This is a genomic window from Sorangium sp. So ce131 (assembly GCF_051519095.1).
Taxonomy (GTDB): Bacteria; Myxococcota_A; Polyangia; order Polyangiales; family Polyangiaceae; genus Sorangium.
The window spans coordinates 8,389,159-8,413,527 of sequence record NZ_CP150455.1 but is presented as its reverse complement, the minus strand read 5'-3'; the positions used below and the strand labels follow the sequence as shown (position 1 = coordinate 8,413,527).

The following is a 24,369-nucleotide window of genomic DNA, read 5'->3' as shown; positions in this document are numbered from 1 at the left end:
GCCTTCCGGATTGTGCCGGGCGCGCGGGTTCTGGTAATCACTGCGCGTGATCGCACGTTTTTTCCGCGGAATCTGGCAGGAGTACGCCGTCGATCTGCGCGACCGGATCGACGCCGAGGCCCTGCTTTACCGGACGACCACGCCCGCGGGGGAGGTCACGCGCCGGATGGTGAGCGTGTTCCTCACGGTGATCGGCGTGCTCACGTTCGTCCGCTTCGCCGGCAACGAGAACGACACGCGCTGGATGGTCCAGGGCCTGCGCGCCGCGGGCCTCGACGACGCCGCCGCGTGGCTCCACGACGCGCTGAACACCTCGCCGGACCGCCGCTTCCACCAGCGCGTCGTCTGGGCGGCCGGCCGCCTCGTCGGGTACCTCGTCCCGACGCTGCTCGTCGCGCGCCTCGTGCTGCGCGAGCCGCTCCGGAGCTTCGGCCTCCGCGTCCGCGGGACGGCCCGGCACCTGCCCGTCTACGCGTTCTTCTTCGCCGTCCTCGCGCCGGTCCTCTACGCCGCGTCCCTCGCGCCGGCGTTCCAGGCGAAATATCCCTATTACAAGCTCGCGCCGGGCGAGGCCCTGTGGCCGTGGTTCTGGGCGTGGGAGGCCCTCTACGCCGCGCAGTTCGCCGCGCTCGAGTTCTTCTACCGCGGCTTCTTCCTCCACGGGCTCCGCCGCGTGCTCGGCTACGCGTCGATCTTCGCCATGATGGTGCCTTACACGATGATCCATTTCGGCAAGCCCCTGCCCGAGACCCTCGGCTCGGTGCTCGCCGGCTTCGTCCTCGGCACGGTGAGCCTGAAGAGCGACTCCATCTGGGGCGGTTGCGCGATCCACGTCGCCGTCGCGATGTCGATGGATCTGCTCTCCCTCTGGCATCAGGGGCTCATCGCGCGTTGATCTGCGGCCTCCCGCGCGGTGCGGCGCGGCGCGCCGCGCCCGCTCAGCGCTTCCGCGCCAGCAGCGGCTCGGTCTTTCGCACGCTCTCCCGGGCCGACAGCCGCTCGCTCCAGGCGCGGAGGCGCGGGTGCGGCTCGAGGAGCGACGCCTCGGGCGTCAGCTGGAGATAACGGACGATCGGCAACACCATGATGTCGGCGAACGTGAGCTGATCGCTCGCCAGGAACTGCCGCTCTCCGAGGAGCCGATCGAGCTCGGCGAGGCTCGTCCGCACGACCGGCACCGCCGCCGCCACCGCGGCCTCGTCCGGCGCGAGCCCCCGCATCGGCGCGAACAGGCGCTGCCCGACGATGCCGGGGCCCGCGGCGCGCCAGAAGTAGGCGTCGACGATCCCGACCGTCTGGTTCATGCGCGCCGCCTCGCGCGGATCGCTCGGCTGGAGGGGAGGGGTGGGGACCACCTGATCGAGATACCTCAGGATCGCCTGCGTCTCGTAAAGGACGAAGCCGTCGTGATCGAACGCGGGGACCTTCGCGAACGGGTGCCGCCCGAGGTGCGGCATCTCCCGGTGCGCGCCGAAGGCGACCTCGGCAAACTCATAAGGAATCTTCTTCTCGGCCAGCGCGATCTGCGCGCTCCAGACATAGGTGGATCCAGGCGTCCCGTAGAGGATCGTGCGCGACATCTCGAGCTCCTTCTCGGCATTCTCGGCATTCTCGGCAAGGGAACACGTGAACACGCGCGCGCGGCCCGGCTCTCCGCTGCGCCGCGCGGCTCCTCGCGTGTCGTGATGCGTAAGCCAATACTTACCGATTGTGTCGGCCCCGGTCAAGCGGAAGATCGTTGTTGTGGCGACCCGTGCGCCTGCGCATGCTGGGAGGCATGGATCCCGTCGGTGCGGTGCTGGCGGCGCTCGCTGATCCGACGCGCCGGCAGATTCTCGAGCGGGTGCGCGCGCAGCCGCTCTCCGTGGGCGATATCGCCAGGACGGTGAGCGTGAGCCGTCCTGCGGTGTCGCAGCACCTGCGCGTCCTGGAGGACGCCGGGCTGCTCCGGTGCCACAAGCGCGGCCGCCACAACTTCTACGAGGTGGATCGCGAGGGGCTGAGCGCGCTGCGCTCGTACGTCGAGAGCTTCTGGGACGACGTCCTCGGCGCCTTCCACGCGGCGGCCGTCGAGGAGGCGGAGCGGAAGAAGAGGCACTGAGGGCCTCGGCCCGCGGGCGACGACGCCGACGGCGCGCCCGGCGGCGTCGCGGGCCGACGGTCGTCTTCAGGCGAGCGTCCTGCCGCCGTTCACGGACAGCTTCTGGCCCGTGATGAACCCGGCCGCGTCGGACGCGAGGAACGCGACGGCTTCGGCCACGTCGGTCGGCACGCCCATGCGCCGGAGCGGCACGCCGGCGGCGTAGGCTTCCTTGTTGGCGTTCACCTCGCCTTCGTGGCGCTCGGTCGGTATCCAGCCGGGCGCGACGAGGTTGACGGTGATCCCCCACGGGCCGAGCTCCAGCGCCCAGGAGCGCGTGAGGCCGAGCTGGGCGCCCTTGGCCGAGACGTAGCTGGAGAACTCGGGGACGCCCTGCTCGAAGACCTCGGAGCCGATCTGGATGATCCGGCCGGCGCGGCGCGCCTTCATCCCGGGGACCACCGCCTTCGCGAGGAGCACCGGGCTCTTCACGAAGAACTCGAGCTGGTCGAGGCAGTGCTTCCAGGTCAGCTCCTCGAGCTTGACGTACGGCTGCGGGCCGGTCGCGTTGACCACGAGGACGTCGATCGGGCCGAGGCGGCCCTGCACGTCGCTGACGAGGCGGGCGACCTCCTGCTCGTCGCGCACGTCGGCCTGGAACGCCTCGGCCTGGCCGCCGCTCCGGCGGATGTCCTCGACCAGGCGCGCCGCCCGGTCGGCGCTGCCGAAGTAGTTGACCGCCACCCGCGCGCCGGCGCCCGCTAGCGTGCGGGCGATGGCCGCGCCGAGGCCACGGGAAGCGCCGGTGACGAGGGCAACGCGTTCGGAGAGATCATGCGCCATGAGAGGGCCTCTTCAGGGGAATGGAGGTGGGGGACAACGACCGCCTCCAGCCCGTGCGCCGGGCGGAGGAGGCGCGCGGCCGCGCCGCGCACGTGACCGGGAGCCCCCCCGGCGCGGGATGGCCGGGTGGCGCGCTCAGCCCATCGAGGTCGGCCGCGGGCGAGCGTGGAGGTCGATCGCGGCAGGTGTAAACGACGGTGATCCAGCAATACAAGAACATTCCGTCGTTTTCGTCGCCGAGTTGCCGGATCGATCCATTCGAACCGGCCGTGGGGGGTGTATTAACGCGATGCGCCGCGACGCAAACGTTGGACATGGTACGCTGACCTACATGGATAGGCGTCCAGTTCAACGAGCGCTGCGGTCCATGGTGCATCTCCTCGTGGGTCCGGCTTTCTGTGCTGCGGTGGGGGTCTCCCTGATCCATGCGTGGCTCGGCCGCCATCTCCACGTGCCGCGGCGGGGTCGCGGCGCGCGCCCCGCGGCGCGCCGTGGGCTCCCGCCCCGGCGCGAGCGCGAGCGCGAGGCGCGCTGGGCGCGGCACGGCGCGTGACGCGCCGCGGGGCCGCGCGCGTCGGCGGGGCGCGCGCCGCGACCCCGCCGCGGCTCAGCGCACGAGCAGGAGCCAGAGGAGCGACGCGGCGCACGAGGCGAGCGTCACGGGGACACCCACCTTTGCGTACGAGCGAAAGCCGATCTCCCGCTCGGCGCCGACCGTCTCCACGACGATGATGTTCGCCACGGAGCCGAGCAGCGTGAAGTTGCCCGCGAGGGTGGAGATCAGCGCCGTGGCGATCCAGGCGAGGTGCGGATCGGGCTGGCTCCGGATGTACGACTCCGCGAGCAGGATGAAGGGGACGTTGGAGACGATCTGGCAGCCGACGAGCATCGCGATGCTCAGCCCGAGGATGCCCATCGCCGGCCCGGCTGGCAGGTAGGGGCTGGCGGCGCGCAGCGCCTGCTCGGGCATGCCGGTCTTCTGGAGGCCGGCCACGACGATGAACAGGGCGCCGAAGAACACGAGCACGGTCCACGACACCCGGTCGAACAGGCCGGTCGCGTCGCGCCGGTGCAGGAGGATCGCCGCGGTGGCGCCGCCGATCGCCGTCCACGCGAGGTTCGCGCCGAGCACGAACAGGACCGACACGACCGCGATGCAGGCGAGCGGCACCGCGGCGCTCGGCCGCGAGCTCCCCGGCACCGCGGCGCTCGGCCGCGAGCTCCCCGGCACCGCGGCGCTCGGCCGCGAGCTCCCGGGTGGGGCCGCCGCGCCTTGCGCCGGGCCTTGCGCCGGGTCGCTCGCGGGCTCGGGGGTGAGGTCGAGCGAAGGCGCCCGCGCCGCGATGCGGCGCCGGAGCAGGAGGTGCAACATCGCCGCGGTCACGGCGAGCCCGATCAGCGCGGCCGGGCCTGCCTCCAGCAGGTAGGTGCGGTAGGAGATGCCCGAGAGGTGGCCGACGAGCATGTTCTGCGGGTTGCCCGCGAGCGTGAGCGCGCTGCCGGCGTTGGCGCCCATCGCGAGCGCGAGCAGGTACGGGACCCGATCGAGCCCGGCGCGCCGGGTGGTCCTGTCGACGAGCGGCGCCAGCATCACGCAGACCGAGTCGTTCAGCAGCACCGCCGAGGCCAGCCCGGAGGCCAGCGTGACGAGGTAGAGCAGGCGGACCGGCGACAGGCGCCGCCGCGCGACCCACGCGGCGGCGCGCTCGAACACCCCGGCCATGTCGAGCGACGCCGAGAGCAGCATCATGCCGAGCAGCAGGCCGATGGTGTTCGGCTCGACCGCGGCGAACGCCGCCTCCGGGGTCAGGCCGGCGCCGGGGTCGACCACGCTCAGGAGGACCATGCCGCACGCGCCCGCGAGCGCGCCGGCCGGGCGCCCAATGGGGAGGATAGACAGGCGGCGCGCCCCGATGAGGATGTACGTCGCGGCGAAGACCAGGAGGACGGACCACACGGCGGCGCATCTGAGCGGCCGCGCGCGCGCCTGTCAAACGGGCCGTGGCGGCGCGCGGACTTGCCCGAGGCGGCGGCGCCGCCGCGGTCCGGAGCCGTCTCGCCGCCGGCGTGAATTCCGGGTAAGCAGCGGCGGCCGTGGACCGGCGCCGGCGCGGCGCTCACCCTGGGTTCCGCGGGAACACAAGGCATGGGCAGGCAGCTCTCGACCTCCACGGCGATCCTCCTCGGCAGCGCGATGATCGCCGCCGCGGTCTACCTCGGCCTCCGCCACGGCCCGGCGGCGCGTGAGACGGAGGCGCGCGAGCCGGAGGCGCGCGAGCTGGAGGCGCGCCGCGACGAGCGCGCGCCCGGAGCCGACGCGCCGGCGCGCAGCGCGACGCCGGCGCCTGACGCGACGCCGGCGCCCAGCGCGGCGCCGCGCGATGAGGTCGCGCGGCGCGCGGTGGAGGCGCTCGAGGCGCACCGCGCGGCGCTGACGCAACGCTGCTACACGCCGGCGATGGCGGCGCAGCCGGACCGGCCGGTCGTGAAGTACATCTTCAACATCACCTTCGACGCGCAGGGCCGGCAGATCGCGCGCGGCGTGATCGAGGATCGCGAGACCGCGCGCCCCGAGGTCACGGCCTGCCTGGCCACCGCGCTCCCGCCGCTCTCGATTCCGCCGCCAGGCGCGCGCGTGCGCGTGGACGTCCCGTTCTCGCTGCCGTGACGAGGGGCGCAGGAGAGGTCGGAGCGCTGGCACGACCTGGCGCGACGGACTTGGCCTGGTGGGCGCCCTGGGCCTAGAAGCCCGAGGACTGCGATGGCCGAAGCAGAGCTCCCCGAGGTCGAGAGCACCACCGCGTGGCATCCGATGCTGGTCGCGTTGCTCGAGCTGTACCTGCCCGAGGGCTGGCAGCTCTTGCCCGAGTTCCTGCTGACGCGCCTCCCGCAGCGCGTGGACATCGTCGTCGTGCGCCGCGTGCAGGAGGCGGCCGGCACGGCGCGCAAGATCCGCAGCATCCTCGCTCACCTGCGCCCTCATACGCTGATCGAGCACAAGGGTCCGACCGACGATCTCGAGCCCGGCGATGCGCTGACGCTGCTCGGCTACGCTGCGCAGTACATGCGGATGGCGAAGGTCGGGGACCCGGCGGAGCTGTGCCTCATGGTGGTCTGTGATCGAATCCCCTCAGGGTTCGTCGAGCAAGTGGAGCGGCTGCGCGGCAGCCTGGTCCCGACGGGGGGCGGGCTGTGGCGCGGCGAGCTCGCGGGCCTGTTGCTGCACGGCGTGGAGACGCGCGACGCGTGCCGCGGGGGAGCGACGGAGCGGCTGCTGTATGCGTTCTCGCGCGCCTACCTGACGGTGCCGGAAGGGATCCTGCCGCTGGATGCAGAGGAGGCGCGGGTCTATACTGCCCTGTACCAGCAGGTCGAGCAGTTCCGGAAGAAGCGGGGTAACATGGCGATCAGGGACATCGATGCGGCCCGGAAGAGCTACGAAGAGGTCTTCGCCGAGATCATCGATCAGATCCCTCCCGAGCTCCGCGTCCGGGGCCTCACGCCGGAGCAGCGGCTGCTTGGGCTCACGGTCGAGCAGATCCTCGATGCGCTTCCCCCAGAGGCCCGGGAGCAGCTCGAGATGAAGCTCCGCCACTGACGACCACCCCACGTCGGCGACCCTGCGCGTCTCGGCGCGGCACCGCGCAGGTCGCGCCGGACCCGCGATCCGAGCCGCCGCGCGGCCGGTCGTCGCGTCGGCCTTGACGCACCCGCCTGAACGCCCGATGCCGGAGCGGTGACGCCCGACCAAGCGTTGAAGGAAGCAGCCTCAGGCAACCTTCGCCCGGTCTACCTCGTGCTGGGGGAAGAGCGCTGGTTCGTCGACCGCGTGGTGGCCGCGATCCGGGAAGCGGCGGCGAAGGGGGGAATCGCCGGCTTCAACGAGGACAAGTTCACCGCGGGCGACACGCCGGTCGAGTCCGTGCTCGGCGCCGCCCGCATGCTCCCCATGATGGCCCCGCGCCGCTTCGTGCTCGTCCGCGGCGTCGACCGCTGGGAGAAGAAGGACGAGGGCGACGACGGCGAGGGCGGGGACGACGAGCGCGGCGGCGCCGGCGGCAAGCGGGGAGCGTCGAAGCAGGCGAGCCCGCTCGACGCGCTCGCGGAGTACACCAAGGCGCCCTCGCCGAGCGCGGTGCTCGTGCTCGTCGCGACGAAGCTCCACGGCCAGCGCCGCATCGTCACCGCCGCCAAGAAGGGCGACTTCCTCGTGGCGTGCGAGCCCCTGAACCGCCGCGCCCTGCCCGGCTTCATCACCGCCATCGCCCGCGAGAAGGGCAACCCGATCTCGGGCGACGTGGCCGACCAGCTCGCCGAGCTCGCCGGGCCCGAGCTCGGCTACGTGGTCGACGCGATCGAGCGGCTCTCGCTCTACGTCGGCCCGAAGCAGCCGATCACCGAGGACGCGATCGCGCAGGTCGTCATCCGCGTCCGGCAGAGCACCGTCTGGGAGCTCATCGACGCGCTCGGCCGGAGGCGCCTCGACCGCGCCCTCGCGGCGCTCGCCGACGCGTACGACCCGCGCGACGGCGGGCTGCGCCTGCTCGGCGCGGTCTCGTGGTCGGTCCGCCAGCTCGTCAAGTTCGAGTCGGCGCTCGCCGCGGGCGCGAGCCAGGCCGAGGCGGCCCAGCGCGCCGGCGTGGCCCCGTTCAAGGCCGGCGAGTACGCGCAGACCCTCCGCACGCTCCCGAAGGGCGCGCTCGGCGGCTGGATGCGCACGCTCGCCGAGACCGACCTCGCGCTGAAGAGCAGCCGCCGCCCGGCGCAGGCGGTGCTCGAGACGATGCTCATCGAGATGTGCTCGCGCTGAGCGGGACGCGCCCGCGCCGGGCGAGGTACGGCGCGCCTACCCGAGCAGCGCCTCGAGCGCGCCCTTCGCCCCGAGATCGCTGAAACAGTGGGTCGGGCCGCACGCGGCCAGCGCCGCGGTGTCGTACGTCCCGGTCGCCACCGCGATCGACTCGGCCCCGATCGCCTGGGCGGCCGCGATGTCCTTCGGCGTGTCGCCGATGATGACGACGCGGCACGCCTCGGGCGGCGCCCCCAGCGTCGCTGCCCCGCGCGCCGCGCCGATGCGCAGGAGCTCGTCCCGGCGCTCGTGATCGCAGCCGAAGCCGCCGAACGCGAACCGGTCGTAGATGCCGACGCGCGTGAGCTTCGCCTGCGCGCCCACGCGGACGTTCCCCGTCCCGAGCCCGATGGCGCAGCCGGAGCGCCGGGCGGCCGCGTCGAGCGCCTCGAGCACGCCCTGGTGGACGCGGGCCTCGCCGGTGACCGCCATCTCCTCCGCGAGGAGCTCGACGTAGATCGCGAGGAGCGCGTCGATCGCGGCCTCGGTGACCTCGCGCCCGATCGCCTCGAGCCCGGCCCGGATGATCGCCCGGTCGGTCATGCCGGCGAACGAGAACGCCTCGCACGCGTCGCGCCGGCCGGCGCACCGCTCGAACGCGCGCTCCATGGCCCGCCGGCCTGCGCCGCCGGTGGAGAGCAGGGTGCCGTCGATGTCGAAGAGGAGGACGGTTCCGTGGTGTCTCATCCGGGAGCTCCTGGGCGCGATGTCCGGCGCGGTCGAGGCGGCGGACGGCAGGGCGCCCTCTCATCGTAACGGCCCCGCGTCGCAGCGGCGAGGGTGACGTGTCACGGCGGCCTCATCAGGCCGCGCCGGCTTGCCCGTCGCGCCCCGCCGCGCGCACCGGCCACCGGGCCGAAACTCAGCGGCTCGCGCCGCGGGACACCGATCCGCCCGGCGCTCCTCTGCGGGTCAGCCTGGCGCTCGTCAGCCGGCACGGTGCCCGGACACGCCTCCTCAATAACTGCCCCCACAAACCATTCCCATGAGACGACAAATATTTCCTCGCCATGCCGCTTATTTTTGTCGGTAATTTATGTTCATAAAACGTAAATGACATCGCTTGCGACTTTGAGTTACGCCACGGAGTCTCCACGATCGATACGCGAGGATGCCGGTTAACGTACCGCGCATGGGCAAGCGGCAACTGAGCGCCTCGGGCGTGGTACCCGTGGCAGGCCTCCCCGGGGCACCTGGCGCCGAGTCGTGAGGAGGGGCACCGTGCTCAAGAACGTCGGGCGGCTGGCTGGAGTGTTCGCCGCAGTCCTCGCGGGCGCGGCCTGTCTGGGGCCGGACGAGTACAGGCCGCTCGGGGAGGGCGACTTCGTCCGCGTCAGCGTGTACGGATACAGCGACCCTTTCCTCCGCGACGGGGTCGAGTTCCGCGCCGAGGCGGAGGCCCACCTCAAGCACGTCGACAACATCAACGCGTTCGGCGTCAGGGACAACCAGGAGGGCGAGTACCTCCCCGACACCTTCGTCGTGCACAGCGGCTCGGAGGAGGCGAAGCTGCGCTGCTTCCTGTGGAAGGACAGCTACCCGGAGGACGAGCTCGTCGCTGCCATGTGCCGTGCTCCCTTCCTGGATGCCGCGCCCGGCCGCGAAGTCCGCGTCACGTTCAACGAGTTCCATGATTCCGTGGTCCTGATGCCCGAGCGCCCGACGCTCTCGTCTCCGGAGCAGGACAGCGAGCTCAGCGTGGCGTCCGGCGAGGACCTGGTCCTTGCGTGGGAGCCGCTGGGCAAGGGCGATGAGATGGCGTGGTCCCTCCAGCCCTTCGACGCCGACGCGCCGAGCCCCTGCAGAGACGACGTATCCTGGGACCACGCCTCGGGGTCGATGGACGACGAGGGCTCGTTCGTGGTCCCCCCGGAGGCGCTTCCGGCGGACCTCCCCGCCGAGGGGTGCCGGGTCTCCCTCTATCTGAGGCGTGGTCGCGACGGGACGATGGATCCGGGCATCCCGATGGGAGCGATCTCCGGCTTTCAGTACCACGAAGTTCAGATGACGCTGAGACCTTAGCGCGGGCAGCGCGGCCCCTGTTCGGCTGGGATCGAGCTCCACCTTTGCCGCAGGGCGGGTGAGCAGTTGCATCTGCCGAAGGCGTGCTCGACGGCGCACCTCGCACGGGTGAGCTTCCCTGTCGGGGTAGTGCCTCGTGATTGTGAGAATGTTTGGTTGCTCGACGTAATGCGTGTCGAGCGCGAGCTCTGCATTCCTTTCCAGCGTTCTTGATGCAGCAGCCGTGCGGCGATCTCTGGTAAGACAGCCCGGTCGACGGCGTGAGATCGTCGGCGCGATCCCTTGCATCATGGGCTCGAGGAGCGCCGCGCCGCGCACGCTGCACAGGGGGTTCTTGGCGCTGTGGATGTCCCGGGAGACAAGATCATGCGACGCTCACGAACCAGCGCGACCGCTGCGCTCTTGTTGCTGGCGTGCCCGGCGCTCGCCGGGGCAGAGCCCCTCCCACGGCGTCCTCCGTCGACGGCGCCGGAGCGGGAGATGCTGGACCAGGCCAAGCGGCTGCTGGATCAAGGACGGATCGCGGACGCGCGTGACATCCACTTGACCTTGTGGCGGCTCACAAAGAGCGCTTCCGACGCGTTTCGTGTGGGGATGTTGTCCTTCAGGCTGGGCGACTTCCGCACGGCGGCGGAGTTTCTCTCGATCTACTTCGACATGGTCGGAACGCCCGACGCACCCAAGATCTGGGTCCCGCCGGGCTTCAAGGAGAGCTACGAGCTGGCGCGGGCCAACTTCGCGGAGGCGCGCCGGCACATCGGCGCGCTCGACGTGCGCGTGAGTGATCCGGGCGCTGCGGTGCTGGTGGACGGGCGGCAGATCGGCGTCTCCCCGCTCACGCTCCCCGTGTTCGTCGCACCCGGCCGGCATCGCGTGAGCGCGCAGCTCGGTGGTACACGGGTCGAGGAGCCGGTGGTGGTCGACGCGGGCGGCGAGCGGACCGTCTGGCTGATCGTCCGGAGCGCCGGCGAAGGCGCGCAGGCCCGTCCCCTGGCGAGCGAGGCCGTCGACGTGCCCGGCGCGGCGCCGCCTCGTCCCACACAACGCCCTGCGCTGCGGTGGTGGGTCGTGGGCGGTCTCGCGGCCACGTCGGTCGCGCTCGGCGCCTTCGGGGGCGTCTCCGTCGCGGAGGCGAACGACGCGGCCGGCGATCGGGACGCCGCCTTCGTCCGGGCGCGCTGGAAGGTCTTCCGTTGCCGTCCGGCGCTCCCCGCCTGCGACGCCCATGCGGAGGCCGACCGGCGCGCGAAGACCTTCACGGCCCTTTCGGTGGGCGCCTTCGTCGGGACCGGCCTCGCGGCCGGCGGCGCCGTCGCGGCGGGGTTCCTGCTCGCGCCGGAGGCCAAGGTCCGTGTGGAGGCCGCCGTCGGCACCGCCCCCAGCGTGGCGCTCTCCTTCCCGTGGTAGCCCTGATCTACCCAGCCAGAGGCGTGCCCCGGCGTGACGCCGCCCCCCCTCGCTTTCAGCGGCAATCGACTTTCGTAGGCAATTCGAGCGCTGTCGCCGTAAAGCGATCTGCGCTCGACGTTCGAAGCTCGCTTCGACGCTGCGAGATCCTTCTGCACGAGGAGCCTGGTATCATGGCTTGTATGTGGAATCGGCATCTGCGTGTCTCGTGCGCGGTGTCCCTGGCTGGTGTGCTCTGGGCGGCCTGCAGCGGTGACCCCTACGTCGATGTGGAAGAGGAGCCTCCGTGTGATTCGACGGCGGAGTGCGATCCCGGGAGGACCAAGACGGAGTGCATCGACGGGCGCTGCCAGTGCCCGAACCCCGATGAGGAGGAGATCTGCTGCGAGCCCGGCGCGAGGGAGGAGGAGGGGGACGAGTGCAGGCGGGCGTGTCGGCCCATCGGCGAGTGCAAGGCCGCGCGCTGCGAGACGCCTCGGGACTGCCCCGGTCCCGTCGACGCCCGGTGCGGCGAGGCCGCGTGCATCGCCGGCGTCTGCAGGCTCGCCTTGCCGGAGCAAATCCAGGACCAGCGGCCTGGCGATTGCGTGACCCTACGGTGCGACGAAGCGGGCCGGGTCGTTGAAGAACCCGATGAGGGCGACGCGTTCAATGACGGCAACGAGTGTACGGTCGACACGTGTGCGAGCGGGGTCGGCGTGCACCACCCGAGAGAAGCGGGGAGGGCCGAGGAGAGCTCTGGGCGCTGCGACGGCGAGGGTAACCTGGTTGAGTGTTTGACGGAAGGCGATTGCGGCAATCCATCTTCCGTGGCCTGCTCTCGGCGCGGCTGGTGTGTTCCACAGTGGTGCGTGGACGGGGATTTCGATGCTCCCTTCGGGGAAACAGCGACCGACTGCGGAGGCGCCTGCGATCCATGCACCGCGGGGCAGGCATGCCTGACCATGGGAGACTGTCAGGATCAGGTCTGCACAGAGGAGAGGAAGTGCGCGCTCCCCACATGCTGGGACAGCGTCCGCAACGGCGTCGAGACCGACGTCGACTGCGGCGCGCCATCCTGTCCTGCCTGCGATGCCGGCAAGAGGTGCAACTCGCACGAATCCTGCAAGAGCGGCGTATGCGTGGACGGCGTGTGCCGCGCGGCGACCTGTGGCGACGGAGTCATGAACGGCGATGAGGCTGGCGTCGACTGCGGCGGGCTCTGCGTCGCGTGCCCGCTCTACGTCGACTACGTAGACATCTGACATGAGGATCTATGAACACGAGGAGAAGTTTCGTCACCGCCCTCGGCGCACTCATGAGCGCGCCGTTATGGGTCGCTTGTTCGGACAGCCCGCCGCCGCCCCCCTACGAACCGCCGCCGGAGTGCAGGACCGCAGCGGACTGCGCGCTGCCTTCCGATGTGGACCCGCGGTGCAGCCAGATGGCCTGCATCGACGGCGCCTGCGAGCTCGAGCTGTTCGAGGTGTCGAGGAGCCAGTACCGAGGCGACTGTGAGATCGTCCTGTGTCATGACGGCCGGCGCGTCCTCGAGCGCGATGACGAGGATGTGTGGGACGACGGTAATCCGTGCACGGACGACGTCTGCGAGCCCACAGGGCCTTTCAACAGGGATGTGCCCCCTTCTCCTGCGCCTTCTGGCGCTGGGTTCTGCAACGGTTATGGAAAGGAGGTTGAATGCGTGTACGACGCAGACTGCGCGGACGCTGCGCTCTACTGCTCCATCGACGGCAACTGCGTCCCCCTCGAGTGCAAGAACGGCGTGCTCGACGACGACATCGGGGAGACTGACGCCGACTGCGGCGGGCGCTGCGACCCGTGCAGGATAACGCAGCCATGCAACGACAAGTACGACTGTATCACGGGCGTGTGCGGACCCGACGGGGTATGCTCCGTGGACAGGTGTCTCGATCGAGTCCAGAATGGCAACGAGACCGACGTGGATTGCGGCTACGGCTGCTATCCCTGTGCCGACGGCTACAAGTGCCGGGGTGACGAGACCTGCGAGAGCGGCGTTTGCTTCGGTGGCAAGTGCCAGCCACGCACGTGCAGCGACGGACGGCGGAACGGGGACGAGGAGGACGCAGATTGTGGCGGGGACTGCCCTCCGTGCAATTAGCGAGAGCTCGCCGGCGGGGTCTGTCTTCCCGCCGCCCGTGCCACGTCTTTTGGGGGTTCCACCGCGGCCGCCGCGGGACCATCGAGTCTGGCATCCACAAGGGGTCGAGGCGCAACGTGATCTACGCTCGACGCTTGCTTCGAATCTACGGGATCCTTCTGAGCGAGGAGTTTGGTGTCATGGTGCGGATCTGGAATCGGCATCTGTGTGTCTCCTGGGCAGCCGCCCTGGCGGGTTTCCTCTTGGCGGCCTGCCGCGGCGACGCCTACGTCGATTTGGAGACGCCGCCTCCGTGCGATTCAACGGCGGAGTGTGATCCCGAGAGGACCAGGACGGAGTGCATCCACGGGCGCTGCTTGTGCCCCGACCCCGAGGAGAAGACCTGCTGCAGGCCCGGCGCCAAGGAGGAGAACGGGGACATCTGCGAACGGGCGTGTCGGCCCATCAGCGACTGTGAAGCCACGCCGTGAGACACCTCGGGGCTGCCCCGGTCCCGTGGACGCCCGGCTCCGTGAGGCCGTGGGCGTCGCCGGCGTCTGCCGGCCGGCCTCGCGAGTCGACCCTCGGGGATGCAGTCGACCCAGTCGATCGGGGCCCGCGCGAGGGGGTAGTGGTAGCGGATCCCTTCTAGATCGAGCCGTCGGCCCTCCGAGGGGCGGTCCGTATCGGTTCCGGAACGAGCCGTCGGCCCTCCGAGGCCGTCCGTATCGGTTCCGGAACGAGCCGTCGGCCCTTCGGAGGCCGCTGCGCCATGTCGCGACCTCGCCGCGCCCCCCTCCGAGGTGGGCTCTCGCGGGCCAGATCGAGCCGTCGGCCCTTCGGAGGCCGCTGCGCCATGTCGCGACCTCGCCGCGCCCCCCTCCGAGTCGGTCCGACTCGGTTTGGAGCAATCCGCCCCGCCCTCCGAGGGCCGCTGCGACACCTCGCGACGTGCCAGCGCCCGCCGCCGGGGTGCGCGCCGCGCGCCCACACCCCGCGCGCGGGGCCGCGACTTGCGCTAAGCCTTCCCCCCGATGGCGCTCCACTCGCTTCGCATCTCCACGCTCGCCTTTGTGGCGGGGCTTGCACTCCTCGGATCTCCGGCCTGCAAGAAGGGCGAGGAGGCCTCGCCCGAGCAGGGGCGCCGCCCCGGCAAGCAGGCGATGAGCTTCCCGGTCGAGGTCGTGCCCGTCTCGGCGGAGCGGGTGGAGTACGCCGTGTCCGCCGTCGGGTCGGTCGAGGCGTTCGAGCAGGTGCAGCTCACCGCCCGCGTCGCCGGCGTCGTCGAGGCGGTTCGGTTCATGGAGGGCGACGAGGTCAAGCAGGGGCAGGTGCTCGTCGAGATCGACCCGGCGCGGTACAACCTCGCGGTCCGCGCCGCGCGCGCGACGCTCGACCGCATGACCGCCACGCAGGCCGAGGCCGCCGCGGGGCTCGAGCGGCGCGAGGCCGAGGGCGCCGAGGGCGTGTTCAGCAAGGAGGACATCGCGTCCTGGCGCTCGAAGGCGGCCACGACGGCGGCCCAGGTCGCGGAGGCGAAGGTCGCCGTCGACCAGGCGCTCCTCAACCTCCGCGACGCGTACGTGCGCGCCCCGATCCAGGGGAAGATCCAGACGCGCACCGTGCAGACCGGCCAGCACGTCGCCGTCGGCACGGTGCTCGCCACGCTCCTCCGCCGCGACCCGCTCCTGCTCCGCTTCCAGATCCCCGCCGCCGAGGCCCCGCGCGTCCGGCCCGGCATGGAGGCCCGCTTCCAGATCAAGGGGGACGCGCGCACCCACGCCGCGAAGCTGACGCACGTCGCCGACGCGGCCGATCCCGCGACCCGCATGGTCGCGGTGACCGGCGAGGTGCAGGGCGAGGGCAAGGACCTGCTCCGCCCGGGCACCTTCGCCGAGGTCACCGTGCCCGTGGGCGCGAGCGGCGACGCGCCGGTCATCCCGCTGACCGCCGTGCGGCCGAGCGAGCGCGGGTTCCTCGCGTACGTGGTCGACGGCACCACCGCGCGCGAGCGCGTGCTCTCGCTGGGGCTGCGCACGCCGGACGGGCGCGTCGAGGTCAAGTCGGGGCTCTCCGCGGGGGAGCGCCTCGTGGTGCGCGGCGCGGAGGCGCTGCGCGAGGGCGCGCAGGTCCGCGTCGGGCCGCCGGGCAGCATGCCCGGGGGCGACGCCGCGGGCCACGGCGGCAAGGGCGGTACCGCGCCGCCCGGCTCTCCCCCCGGCGCGGCGCCCGCTGCCTCCGGCGCGGCGGCGCCCGCTGCCCCCGGCGCGGCGGCGCCCGCTGCCCCCGGCGCAGCGGCGCCTGCCGCCCCCGGCGCGGCGGCGCCCGCTGCCCCCGGCGCAGCGGCGCCTGCCGCCCCCGGCGCGGCGGCGCCCGCTTCACCCGCCGGCTCCGCGCCGGCGACCTCCCCTGCCAGCTCGACGCGGAGCGCGCAATGAGCCTCACCGAAGCTTGCCTCAGGAAGCCGGTCTTCGCCTGGATGCTGATGGCGGCGACCATCGTCTTCGGCCTCGTGGCCGTGTCGCGCATCGGCATCAGCCAGTTCCCCGACGTCGACTTCCCCACCATCACCATCTCCGCCTCGCTGGAGGGCGCCGCCCCCGAGATCATGGAGCACGACGTGGTCGAGCCGCTCGAGGAGGCGGCCGTCCAGGTCGAGGGGATCCGGTCGATCACGTCGACGGCGCGCCAGGGCAGCGCCTCGGTCACCATCGAGCTCGACCTGTCGCGCGACGTCGACGTCGCGCTCCAGGACGTGCAGACGAAGATCTCCCAGGCGCAGCGGCAGCTCCCGCTCGACCTCGACCCGCCCGTCGTCTCCAAGAGCAACCCGGAGGACCAGCCGATCATGTGGGTCGGGCTCTCCGGCCCCTTCTCCCCCCAGCTCGTCGCCGACATCGCGCGCTACCGGCTGAAGGAGAAGCTCCAGACGGTGCCCGGCGTCGGCGAGCTGACCCTGGGCGGCTACCTGGAGCGCAACGTCCGCATCTGGCTCGACGCTGACCGCCTCGCCGCGCAGGGGCTCACCGTCGCCGAGGTCACCGAGGCCCTGCGGCGCCAGCACATCGAGCTGCCCGCCGGCCGCCTCGAGACCGAGGGGCGCGAGGTGAACGTGCGGGTCATGGGGGAGGCGCTCGACCTCGCGACCTTCAAGAAGATCGTCGTCCGCGAGGGCGATCCCGGCGCCGCCGCGGCGCCCCCGGCGGGCGCCGGCGTCCAGGCGGCGGGCCCCCCGTCGTCGGCGCGCGCCACGGTGTACCTGGAGGACGTCGCGCTCGTGGAGGACGGCTTCGAGGACGTCCGCCGGCTCGCCCGGGTGAACGGCGAGCCCGCGCAGGGCCTCGGCGTGAGGAAGCAGCGCGGCTCGAACGCCGTCGAGGTCGCGAAGGGGGTCCGGGCCGCGCTCGCGGAGGTCCAGAAGACGCTGCCCGAGGGGATGGAGGTCGGGGTCAACTTCGACTCCACCAAGTTCATCGAGGAGTCGGTCCACGAGATCGAGCTCGAGCTCGGCATGGCCGTCGCGCTCACGGCGCTCGTCTGCTGGATGTTCCTCGGCTCGCTCTCGAGCACGATCAACGTCGTCCTGGCGATCCCGATGTCGCTGCTCGGCACGGTGGCCGCGATCTACTTCCTCGGCTTCACGCTGAACACCTTCACGCTGCTCGGGCTCTCGCTCGCCGTCGGCATCGTCGTCGACGACGCCATCATGGTGCTCGAGAACATCCACCGGCACGCCGAGGGGGGGAAGGACCGCGTCCGCGCCGCCCGCGAGGGCACGGCCGAGATCACCTTCGCGGCGCTCGCCGCGACGCTCGCCGTCGTCGCGATCTTCATCCCGATCATCTTCATGGAGGGGGTGGTCGGCCGGTTCTTCCTCCAGTTCGGCGTGACCCTCTGCATCGCCGTGCTCCTCTCGTACCTGGAGGCGATCACCCTGGCGCCCGCCCGCTGCGCGCAGATCCTCGACGTCTCCCGCGAGGGCCGGAGCCGCGTCGGGCAGCTCGTCGATCGCGGTTTCGAGGCGCTCGCGCGCGGCTACAGCTGGACGCTGGCCCGGGCGCTCCGGTTCCCGGTCGCGGTGGTCCTGCTCGGCGCGCTCCTCTTCGCCGGCGCGGTCGTCACGCTGCAGCGGCTCCCGACGGAGTTCGTCCCGTCGCAGGACCAGGGCCGGCTCCTCGTCCGCCTGCAGACGGCGATCGGCTCGGACATCGAGGAGACGGATCGCCTCTTCCAGCGCGCCGAGAAGTTCGTGGGCGAGAGCCCGGCGGTGTCGCGGGTCTTCTCCGTGATCGGCGGCTTCGGCGGGGGCGCCGTGAACACGGGCATCCTGTTCGTCACCATGAAGCCGGACGGCGAGCGGTCGCTGTCCCAGGCCGACCTCCAGGGCGTGCTCCGCAAGGAGCTGAACGGCTACCCGGGCCTGCGCGCCGTGGTCCAGGATCTCTCGCAGTCGGGCTTCACCGCCCAGCGCGGGTTCCCGGTCGAGTTCTCGGTCCGCGGCCCCGACTGGGAGGAGCTCACGGAGCACAGCGAGCGCATCCGCGCCGAGCTCGCGCAGAGCGGCCTCGTCGTGGATCTCGACACGGACTACCAGCTCGGCATGCCCGAGCTGCGCATCGTCCCGGACCGGGCGCGCGCGGCGGATCTCGGCGTGAGCGTCGAGGCGATCGCGACGACGCTGAACACGTTGATCGGCGGCGGGCGCATCGCGAAGTACAACGACAACGGGCGCCGCATCGACGTGCGCGCGCGCCTGCTCGCCGAGCAGCGGAGCCGCCCCGAGGACCTCGCGCGCATCCAGGTGAGGAGCGCGTCGGGCGCGCTGGTGCCGCTCACGTCGGTGGTCTCCTACGAGGAGCGCCCCGCGCTCCAGGCGATCACGCGCCGCGACCGCGAGCGCGCGATCTCGATCTTCGGCAACGTCGCGCCGGGCCGCTCGCAGGGCGAGGCGGTCGCGCGCGTCGAGGAGCTCGGCCGGGACCTGCCGCCCGGCTACCGCCTGGTGCTCGGCGGCGCGAGCGTGACGTTCCGCGAGTCGATGGGCGGCCTCATCTTCGCGCTCGTGCTCGGGATCCTGGTCGCCTACATGGTGCTGGCGTCCCAGTTCAACTCGTTCCTGCACCCGGTCACGGTGCTGACGATCCTGCCGCTGTCGATCGCGGGCGCCGCGTTCGCGCTGTTCCTGACCGGGCACACGCTGAACATCTTCAGCATGATCGGGATCCTCCTGCTCATGGGGATCGTGAAGAAGAACTCGATCATCCTCGTGGATCACGCGATCGAGGTGAGGCGCGAGGGCGGGCGCACGACCCATGAGGAGATGCGAAGCGACGGCGGGCGCGCGGGGCATGACGCCCACGGCGAGGCGGGGCGCGAAGGGTACCGCGAGGGCGTGAGCGACGCCGGGATGTACCGCGAAGGCGGGCGCGCCGAGCGGGCCGGGGAGGCCATGAGCGCGCGCGCGGCGATGCTGCGCGCCGGCCCGGTGCGGCTGCGGCCCATCCTGATGACCTCGATCGCGACGCTGATGGCCGCGGTGCCGTCGGCGCTGGCGCTCGGCCCCGGCGCCGAGATCCGGGCGCCGATGGCGGCCGCGGTGATCGGCGGGCTGCTCGTCTCGACGGCGCTCAGCCTGCTCGTCGTGCCGGCGTTCTACGTGCTCGCGGACGACGCGCAGGCGGCCGTCGCGCGGTTCCGGGCGCGGCGCCGCGCGCACCACGTGGGCCCGGCGCAGCCGGCCGCGCCCGAGCGCTAGGGGCGGTCGTTGGATTCGCGGCCAGCAGAGGGCGCGGGCACCCGCGACGATAGCGTAGCCATAGCTCGGCCGCGGGGCCGAAATCTTCGATGCCGCGCTTCGCAACGAGCGGGAGCGACGTGATCTCGGATTCCGATTCGAGTCGGACGTGGATGTCACGATCCGCCGTGCCGTAGAGAACCCTCTCCAGTTACCTGAGATCGAGCCTGGCATTCGTCGGGCGCTGGTTCGTGTCCACCCTCATGGTGTCTTCTTCCTCCTCGAAGAACCCTTGGTGCTCGTGATAGCGGTGATCAATCTGCACCACCATGCGGACGCGTGGAAAGCTCGGCTGTGAGCGCCGAGCTGCGTAGAACGGCATTCTCGGTCTAACAAGCCGCTGCTGCCGGCCGCACGTCGCGCCGCGGCAGGCCGCTCGGCCGATGTGCCGTGGGCTTGCGGCCGCCCTCTCCGCCATGGCGCCGCCACCCCTGACGGGAAGTCTTCCTCGCGTTCTCCCGGCGGTTCGCTCCGGCATGGCGTGTGCGAGGGGCCCAGCGTCATGCCGACGCTCGAGCACAACGCCTTCGTCGAGATGTTCCGGGAGACCCCGGAGCTCGCGCCCCACTTCCTCGAGAGCCTCTTTCATATCGATGTGCCGCGGCATGCCTCGGTCGCGGTGGTCGAGTCCTCGCTCGACCAGTTCATCCCGGTGGAGTTCCGCGCCGACTTGGTGCTCGAGCTCCGGGACACGAACGGCACGCTCGTGCTGGCGATCGTCGTCGAGGTCCAGCGCGACGAGGACCCGGACAAGAAGTTCTCCTGGCCGGTTTACGTCACGGTCGTGCGCGCGAAGAAGCGCTGTGGCACGGTCGTCCTCGTGGTCGCACCGGGCGCCGACGTGGCCGCCTGGGCGGCGGAGAACATCGACGTCGGCCTGGGCTTGGGCCACGTCAGACCGCTGGTGCTCGGTCCGGCCGTCGTGCCTGAGATCACGGATCCAGCCGAGGCGGAGCAGGAGACGGAGCTCGCCGTGCTCTCGGCGGTGGCCCACGGCAACGGGCCGAACGGCCTCGCCGTCGTCCACGCGGCGCTCGTTGCTCTCGAGCGGCTCGACCAGGAGCACGCGGCGGTATACTTTCAAGTTATCTGGAACGGGTTGCGCGAGCCCATGCGGCGGGCTCTGGAGGCGTTGGTCATGGAACGACAGATCGAAGGTGAGGCGACGTTCCCCTCATTCGTGCAAAAGCTCATCGATCGCGGCAAACTCGAGGGCAAGCTCGAGGGCATCCGCGAGGGCAAGCTCGAGGGCATCCGCGAGGGCAAGCTCGAGGGCATCCGCGAGGGCGAACTCAAGGGGAAGACGGACACGCTGCTGCGCCTGCTCGCGCGTGCGGGGATCGCGCTCACCGACCACGAGAGCGCGCGCATCCAGGCATGCACGGACATCGCGACCCTCGACCGCTGGGTCGATAACGTCCTTGGAGCGAAGACCGCCGCTGAAGTGCTCTCCTGACGGCTCGGGGACACGGCCCGACACGGCGATGAAGCGGACCCGGAGCGATCCGGTGGCTCACCAGGACGTCGAGTCCTCGTGGAACCGCTGCCAGAGGAAGCCCCACGTCCCGCGCCGATGAGCGCCGGCAGATCGGCCTCGGTGAGGCCGCAGGGCCGAGGTGGTAGGGTCTGGACGTCGCCATGCACGCGCACAAGCTGAACATCATCATCCCGGCCGATCACGAGATCGCCATCCGTCTCCCCGAGGATTTCCCACCCGGCCCCGCAGAAGTGATCGTGCTCGCCACACGAGCTCCGAGCGAGCGTCCCGGCGTAACCACGAGGACGCTGGAGCCTCATCCCGTGCTAGGAAAGATCGTCTTCCACGAGGATCCATCGCTCCCGCTCGACCCCGAAGACTGGCCCGAGCGCTGACGATCGTGCGCGTACTCCTCGATACCTGCGCGTTGCTCTGGCTGGTTGGCGATCCCACGCGACTCTCGACAAGCGCTCGTACAGTCTGCGCAAACTCCGGCGAGACACCATGACCCCCTGGCAGAACCCCCTGCTCAACGACCGCGACGTCGAGTTCCTCCTCTACGAGGTGCTCGACGCGCCCCGCCTCTCGGAGCTCCCGTATTTCGCCGAGCACTCGCGGGACACCTTCGACCTCTACCTCCAGAGCTGTCGGCGGCTCGCGCGCGAGGTGCTCTTCCCGGCGTACAAGCCGATGGACGAGGCGCCGCCCGTCTTCGAGCGGGGCGCGGTCAAGGTGCACCCCGCCCTCCCGGAGCTCATCCGGCCGCTGGTCGAGCTCGGGACGATCGGCGCGACGCGGCCGGCCGAGGTGGGAGGCCAGCAGCTGCCGCTGCTCGTCGCGACGCTCGCCAACGTGTACCTGATGGCCGGCAACCTGAGCGTGTGCAGCTACCTCGGCCTGACGGCCGGGGCGGCGCACCTCCTCGAGACGTTCGGCGACGACGCCCTGAAGGCCACCTTCATGACCCGGCTGTACGCCGGCGAGTGGACCGGCACGATGGCGCTCACCGAGCCCCAGGCGGGCTCGAGCCTCGCCGACGTGCAGACGCGCGCAACCAGGACCGAGGCCGGGCACTACCTGATCCGCGGGGCGAAGACCTTCATCTCGGGGGGCGACCACGACCTCACCGAGAACATCGTCCACCTTGCGCTCGCGCGCATCGACGGCGCGCCGCCGGGCATCAAAGGGGTGAGCCTGTTCGCCGTGCCCAAGCGGCGGATCCAGGGCGGGGAGCTCGTCCCGAACGACGTCGAGGTCGCCGGCGTGATCCACAAGATCGGCTGGCGCGGGCTGCCGAGCCTCTCGCTCAGCTTCGGCGAGCGCGGCGACTGCCACGGCTACCTCGTGGGCAGCCCCCACCAGGGCGTCGCCTACATGTTCCAGATGATGAACGAGGCCCGCCTCATGGTGGGCGCCAACGCCGCCGCGACCGCCTCGGTCGCCTACCACGAGGCGCTCGGCTACGCGCTCGCGCGGCCGCAGGGCCGCCCGCTCGGCGCGAAGGATCCGAAGGCGCCGCAGGTGCCGATCGTCGAGCACGCCGACGTCCGCCGGATGCTCCTCCGGCAGAAGGCCATCGTGGAGGGCAGCCTCTCGCTCGTCGCCGCGACGGCGCGTTACGCCGACCTCGCGGCGCACGCCGAGGGCGCGTCCGAGCGGGAGCGCGCGCAGCGGCTGCTCGACCTGCTCACCCCGATCGCCAAGACCTTCCCCGCCGAGAAGGGGTTCGAGGCGAACGCCCTCGCGCTCCAGGTGCACGGGGGCTACGGCTACTCGAGCGAGTACCTCCCGGAGGCGTGGCTCCGGGATCAGAAGCTCAACTCGATCCACGAAGGGACGACGGGGATCCAGGGCCTCGACCTCCTCGGCCGCAAGATCGTGGCCGGGGGCGGCGCCGCGCTGCTCGCGCTCGGCGACGAGATCCAGCAGGTGGTGGGCAGGGCGCAGCGGGCCGGGGTCGAGCCGGCGTGGTGCGAGCGCCTCGCCGCGTCGGTCTCCCTGCTCGGCGAGCTGACGGCGGAGCTCGCGGGGGCGGGCCTGCGCGGTGAGGTCGAGCTGATGCTGCGGCACAGCGCGGACTACCTCGAGCTCGCCTCCGTGATCGTGGTCGCCTGGCAGTGGCTCGCCATGGCCGCGGCGGCCCGGGAGGGGCTCACCCGGGGCGCCTCGCCCGCCGGCTTCTACGAGGGCAAGCTCTGCGCGGCGCAGTACTGGTTCGCGACCGAGCTGCCCCGCGTCGAGGCGCTCGCGGCGCTCTGCCGCTCGGGGGACGACGCGTACGCCAGGATGCGGCCGGAGTGGTTCTGACGCGCGCGCGACCGGTCATCGGTAAAAAGGAGAGCGACCGAATGAAACGTGCAGTCATCCTGGTGGGGCACGGGGCGCCGGCGGCGGATTGCCCGCGCGAGCTCGTGACGCGGCTCAAGGCGCTGGAGGGCCGCCGCGCGGCGGCCGGCGCAGGCGCGGCGCCGAGCCCGGAGGAGCGCGACCTGGAGGCGAAGATCCGCGCGTGGCCGCGCACGCCGGAGAACGACCCCTACCGCGCCGGCATCGAGCGCCTCGCCGCCGAGCTCGCGCCCCTCCTCGGCGGCGCCGAGCTGCTCGTCGCCTACAACGAGTTCTGCGCCCCGACGCTGCCCGAGGCCGTCGCGACCGCCGTGCAGCGGGGCGCGACCGAGATCGCCGTCGTCCCCTCGATGCTCACCCCCGGGGGCGTGCACTCCGAGGTGGAGATCCCCGAGGCGATCGCGCGCCTGCGCGCCGAGCACCCGACCGTCGCCCTCCGCTACGCCTGGCCCTTCGACCTCGCCGAGGTCGCTCGCCTGCTCGCCGCGCAGCTCGCGCGGGACCTCGAGTAGGACCCCGGAGCTCCCCACCGGAACGGCGGAGCAGGGAAGGATTCCCTCGTCTGTCCCTGGAGCAACAACTTGGAGAGGTTACCTTGTCCCTGTTCCGTGCTTACGCTACCTGACTGGCGCCACGAGACCAGGTCGTCACTGGACGGACGCTGCGTGGCGACCCGGGTCGACATGTCGCTAACCGCTTGACAATAGACCCGAAATACCTCCACCAGGAGAGCGAGATGTACGTCCCGACGACGGCGATCCGGCCTCAGCTCGACATACGCGCCCAGGCGCCCGTACCGACCCGGTTCGGCCTCTTCCAGATGCTGGTCTTCCGCTTCGGCGCGACGACGAGCCCCGAGCAAGGCCTCTCGCCCGATCACGTGGCGCTGATCATGGGCGACGTGCGCGGCAAGTCGGATGTCACGCTGCGCGTCCACTCCGAGTGCCTGACGAGCGAGGTGTTCGGATCGCTGAAGTGCGATTGCCGCGAGCAGCTCGAGTCGGCGCAGGCCGAGATCGGGCGCCGCGGGCTCGGCGTCGTGCTCTACCTGCGGCAGGAGGGGCGCGGCATCGGGCTCGCCAACAAGATCCGCGCGTACCAGCTGCAGGCGTTCGGCCACGACACGGTCGACGCGAACCGCATCCTCGGGCTGCCCGACGACGCCCGCGGCTACGAGCCGGCGGCCGCGATGATCGAGCACCTCGGGATCGAGTCGATCCGGCTCCTCACGAACAACCCGGACAAGGTGGAGGCGCTCCGCGCGCTCGGCGTGCAGATCGCCTCGCGCGCTCCGGCCATCATCCAGGCCAACCCCTTCTCCGCGCCCTACCTCGAGGCGAAGCGCCTCCGGATGGGCCACGCCATCCCGTCCTTGCGCGACAGCGCGGGCGGCGAGAGCGCCGCGCCCAGCGACGCCGAGTAGCCCCGGACCCGGCGGGCGGCTGGCGGCGCG

At 71.6% G+C, this 24,369-nt stretch carries 21 protein-coding genes; 17 read left to right on the top strand and 4 right to left on the bottom strand.

Annotated elements, in window-relative coordinates; genetic code table 11:
* Window positions 1-46 precede the first annotated feature (46 nt).
* Window positions 47-895 (top strand): CPBP family glutamic-type intramembrane protease, encoded by an 849-nt coding sequence (locus WMF43_RS30515; RefSeq protein ID WP_437670026.1) that lies wholly within the window; start codon window positions 47-49, stop codon window positions 893-895.
* A 43-nt stretch (window positions 896-938) separates the two neighbouring features.
* On the opposite strand, the gene WMF43_RS30510 is transcribed toward WMF43_RS30515, so the two are convergent.
* Complete coding sequence (locus WMF43_RS30510) at window positions 939-1,580, bottom strand: glutathione S-transferase family protein (RefSeq protein ID WP_437670024.1); 642 nt, start codon at window positions 1,578-1,580, stop codon at window positions 939-941.
* Window positions 1,581-1,777: 197 nt separating this feature from the next.
* Between WMF43_RS30510 and WMF43_RS30505 the strand changes: the two genes are divergently transcribed.
* Entirely contained in the window at window positions 1,778-2,101 is a 324-nt protein-coding gene (locus WMF43_RS30505; protein ID WP_437670022.1) for an ArsR/SmtB family transcription factor, read from the top strand.
* Between the two features lie 66 nt (window positions 2,102-2,167).
* Here the strand turns inward: WMF43_RS30505 and WMF43_RS30500 are convergent, their stop codons facing one another.
* Window positions 2,168-2,923: an SDR family oxidoreductase gene (locus WMF43_RS30500; protein WP_437670021.1), complete on the bottom strand. Its 756-nt coding sequence runs from the start codon at window positions 2,921-2,923 to the stop codon at window positions 2,168-2,170.
* A 607-nt stretch (window positions 2,924-3,530) separates the two neighbouring features.
* Complete coding sequence (locus WMF43_RS30495; protein ID WP_437670019.1) at window positions 3,531-4,880, bottom strand: SLC13 family permease; 1,350 nt, start codon at window positions 4,878-4,880, stop codon at window positions 3,531-3,533.
* A gap of 189 nt (window positions 4,881-5,069) precedes the next feature.
* Here WMF43_RS30495 and WMF43_RS30490 point away from each other — a divergent pair, with 189 nt between their 5' ends.
* From WMF43_RS30490 to holA, 3 genes are all read left to right on the top strand, one after another.
* Window positions 5,070-5,591, top strand: coding sequence for a hypothetical protein (locus WMF43_RS30490; RefSeq protein ID WP_437670017.1), 522 nt, complete (start codon window positions 5,070-5,072; stop codon window positions 5,589-5,591).
* Between the two features lie 93 nt (window positions 5,592-5,684).
* Entirely contained in the window at window positions 5,685-6,521 is an 837-nt protein-coding gene (locus WMF43_RS30485; RefSeq protein WP_437670015.1) for a hypothetical protein, read from the top strand.
* 156 nt (window positions 6,522-6,677) lie between these two features.
* Window positions 6,678-7,733 (top strand): DNA polymerase III subunit delta, encoded by a 1,056-nt coding sequence (gene holA, locus WMF43_RS30480; protein WP_437670013.1) that lies wholly within the window; start codon window positions 6,678-6,680, stop codon window positions 7,731-7,733.
* Window positions 7,734-7,769: 36 nt separating this feature from the next.
* Here the strand turns inward: holA and WMF43_RS30475 are convergent, their stop codons facing one another.
* A complete protein-coding gene (locus WMF43_RS30475) occupies window positions 7,770-8,459 on the bottom strand; it encodes an HAD family hydrolase (RefSeq protein WP_437670011.1) in 690 nt (229 codons plus the stop codon).
* Between the two features lie 534 nt (window positions 8,460-8,993).
* Between WMF43_RS30475 and WMF43_RS30470 the strand changes: the two genes are divergently transcribed.
* From WMF43_RS30470 to ribA, 12 genes are all read left to right on the top strand, one after another.
* Window positions 8,994-9,794, top strand: coding sequence for a hypothetical protein (locus WMF43_RS30470; RefSeq protein ID WP_437670010.1), 801 nt, complete (start codon window positions 8,994-8,996; stop codon window positions 9,792-9,794).
* Window positions 9,795-10,388: 594 nt separating this feature from the next.
* Window positions 10,389-11,201 (top strand): hypothetical protein, encoded by an 813-nt coding sequence (locus tag WMF43_RS30465; RefSeq protein ID WP_437670008.1) that lies wholly within the window; start codon window positions 10,389-10,391, stop codon window positions 11,199-11,201.
* A 230-nt stretch (window positions 11,202-11,431) separates the two neighbouring features.
* Entirely contained in the window at window positions 11,432-12,445 is a 1,014-nt protein-coding gene (locus WMF43_RS30460) for a hypothetical protein (RefSeq protein WP_437670006.1), read from the top strand.
* 11 nt (window positions 12,446-12,456) lie between these two features.
* Window positions 12,457-13,320 (top strand): hypothetical protein, encoded by an 864-nt coding sequence (locus WMF43_RS30455; protein ID WP_437670004.1) that lies wholly within the window; start codon window positions 12,457-12,459, stop codon window positions 13,318-13,320.
* A gap of 1,013 nt (window positions 13,321-14,333) precedes the next feature.
* Entirely contained in the window at window positions 14,334-15,737 is a 1,404-nt protein-coding gene (locus WMF43_RS30450; RefSeq protein WP_437670002.1) for an efflux RND transporter periplasmic adaptor subunit, read from the top strand.
* Complete coding sequence (locus WMF43_RS30445) at window positions 15,734-19,054, top strand: efflux RND transporter permease subunit (RefSeq protein WP_437670000.1); 3,321 nt, start codon at window positions 15,734-15,736, stop codon at window positions 19,052-19,054. The genes WMF43_RS30450 and WMF43_RS30445 overlap by 4 nt, the downstream gene beginning before the upstream one ends.
* A 148-nt stretch (window positions 19,055-19,202) precedes the next feature.
* Window positions 19,203-19,391, top strand: coding sequence for a hypothetical protein (locus WMF43_RS30440; RefSeq protein WP_437669998.1), 189 nt, complete (start codon window positions 19,203-19,205; stop codon window positions 19,389-19,391).
* A 204-nt stretch (window positions 19,392-19,595) separates the two neighbouring features.
* Window positions 19,596-20,549 carry a hypothetical protein gene (locus WMF43_RS30435; RefSeq protein ID WP_437669996.1) on the top strand — a complete coding sequence of 318 codons (954 nt, stop codon included), beginning with the start codon at window positions 19,596-19,598 and terminating at the stop codon, window positions 20,547-20,549.
* Window positions 20,550-20,731: 182 nt separating this feature from the next.
* Complete coding sequence (locus tag WMF43_RS30430; RefSeq protein ID WP_437669995.1) at window positions 20,732-20,965, top strand: hypothetical protein; 234 nt, start codon at window positions 20,732-20,734, stop codon at window positions 20,963-20,965.
* A gap of 109 nt (window positions 20,966-21,074) precedes the next feature.
* A complete protein-coding gene (locus WMF43_RS30425) occupies window positions 21,075-22,877 on the top strand; it encodes an acyl-CoA dehydrogenase (RefSeq protein ID WP_437669993.1) in 1,803 nt (600 codons plus the stop codon).
* A 41-nt stretch (window positions 22,878-22,918) separates the two neighbouring features.
* Window positions 22,919-23,428 (top strand): sirohydrochlorin chelatase, encoded by a 510-nt coding sequence (locus WMF43_RS30420; RefSeq protein WP_437669991.1) that lies wholly within the window; start codon window positions 22,919-22,921, stop codon window positions 23,426-23,428.
* A gap of 224 nt (window positions 23,429-23,652) precedes the next feature.
* A complete protein-coding gene (ribA, locus tag WMF43_RS30415; protein ID WP_437669990.1) occupies window positions 23,653-24,339 on the top strand; it encodes a GTP cyclohydrolase II in 687 nt (228 codons plus the stop codon).
* The last annotated feature ends 30 nt before the right edge of the window (window positions 24,340-24,369 follow it).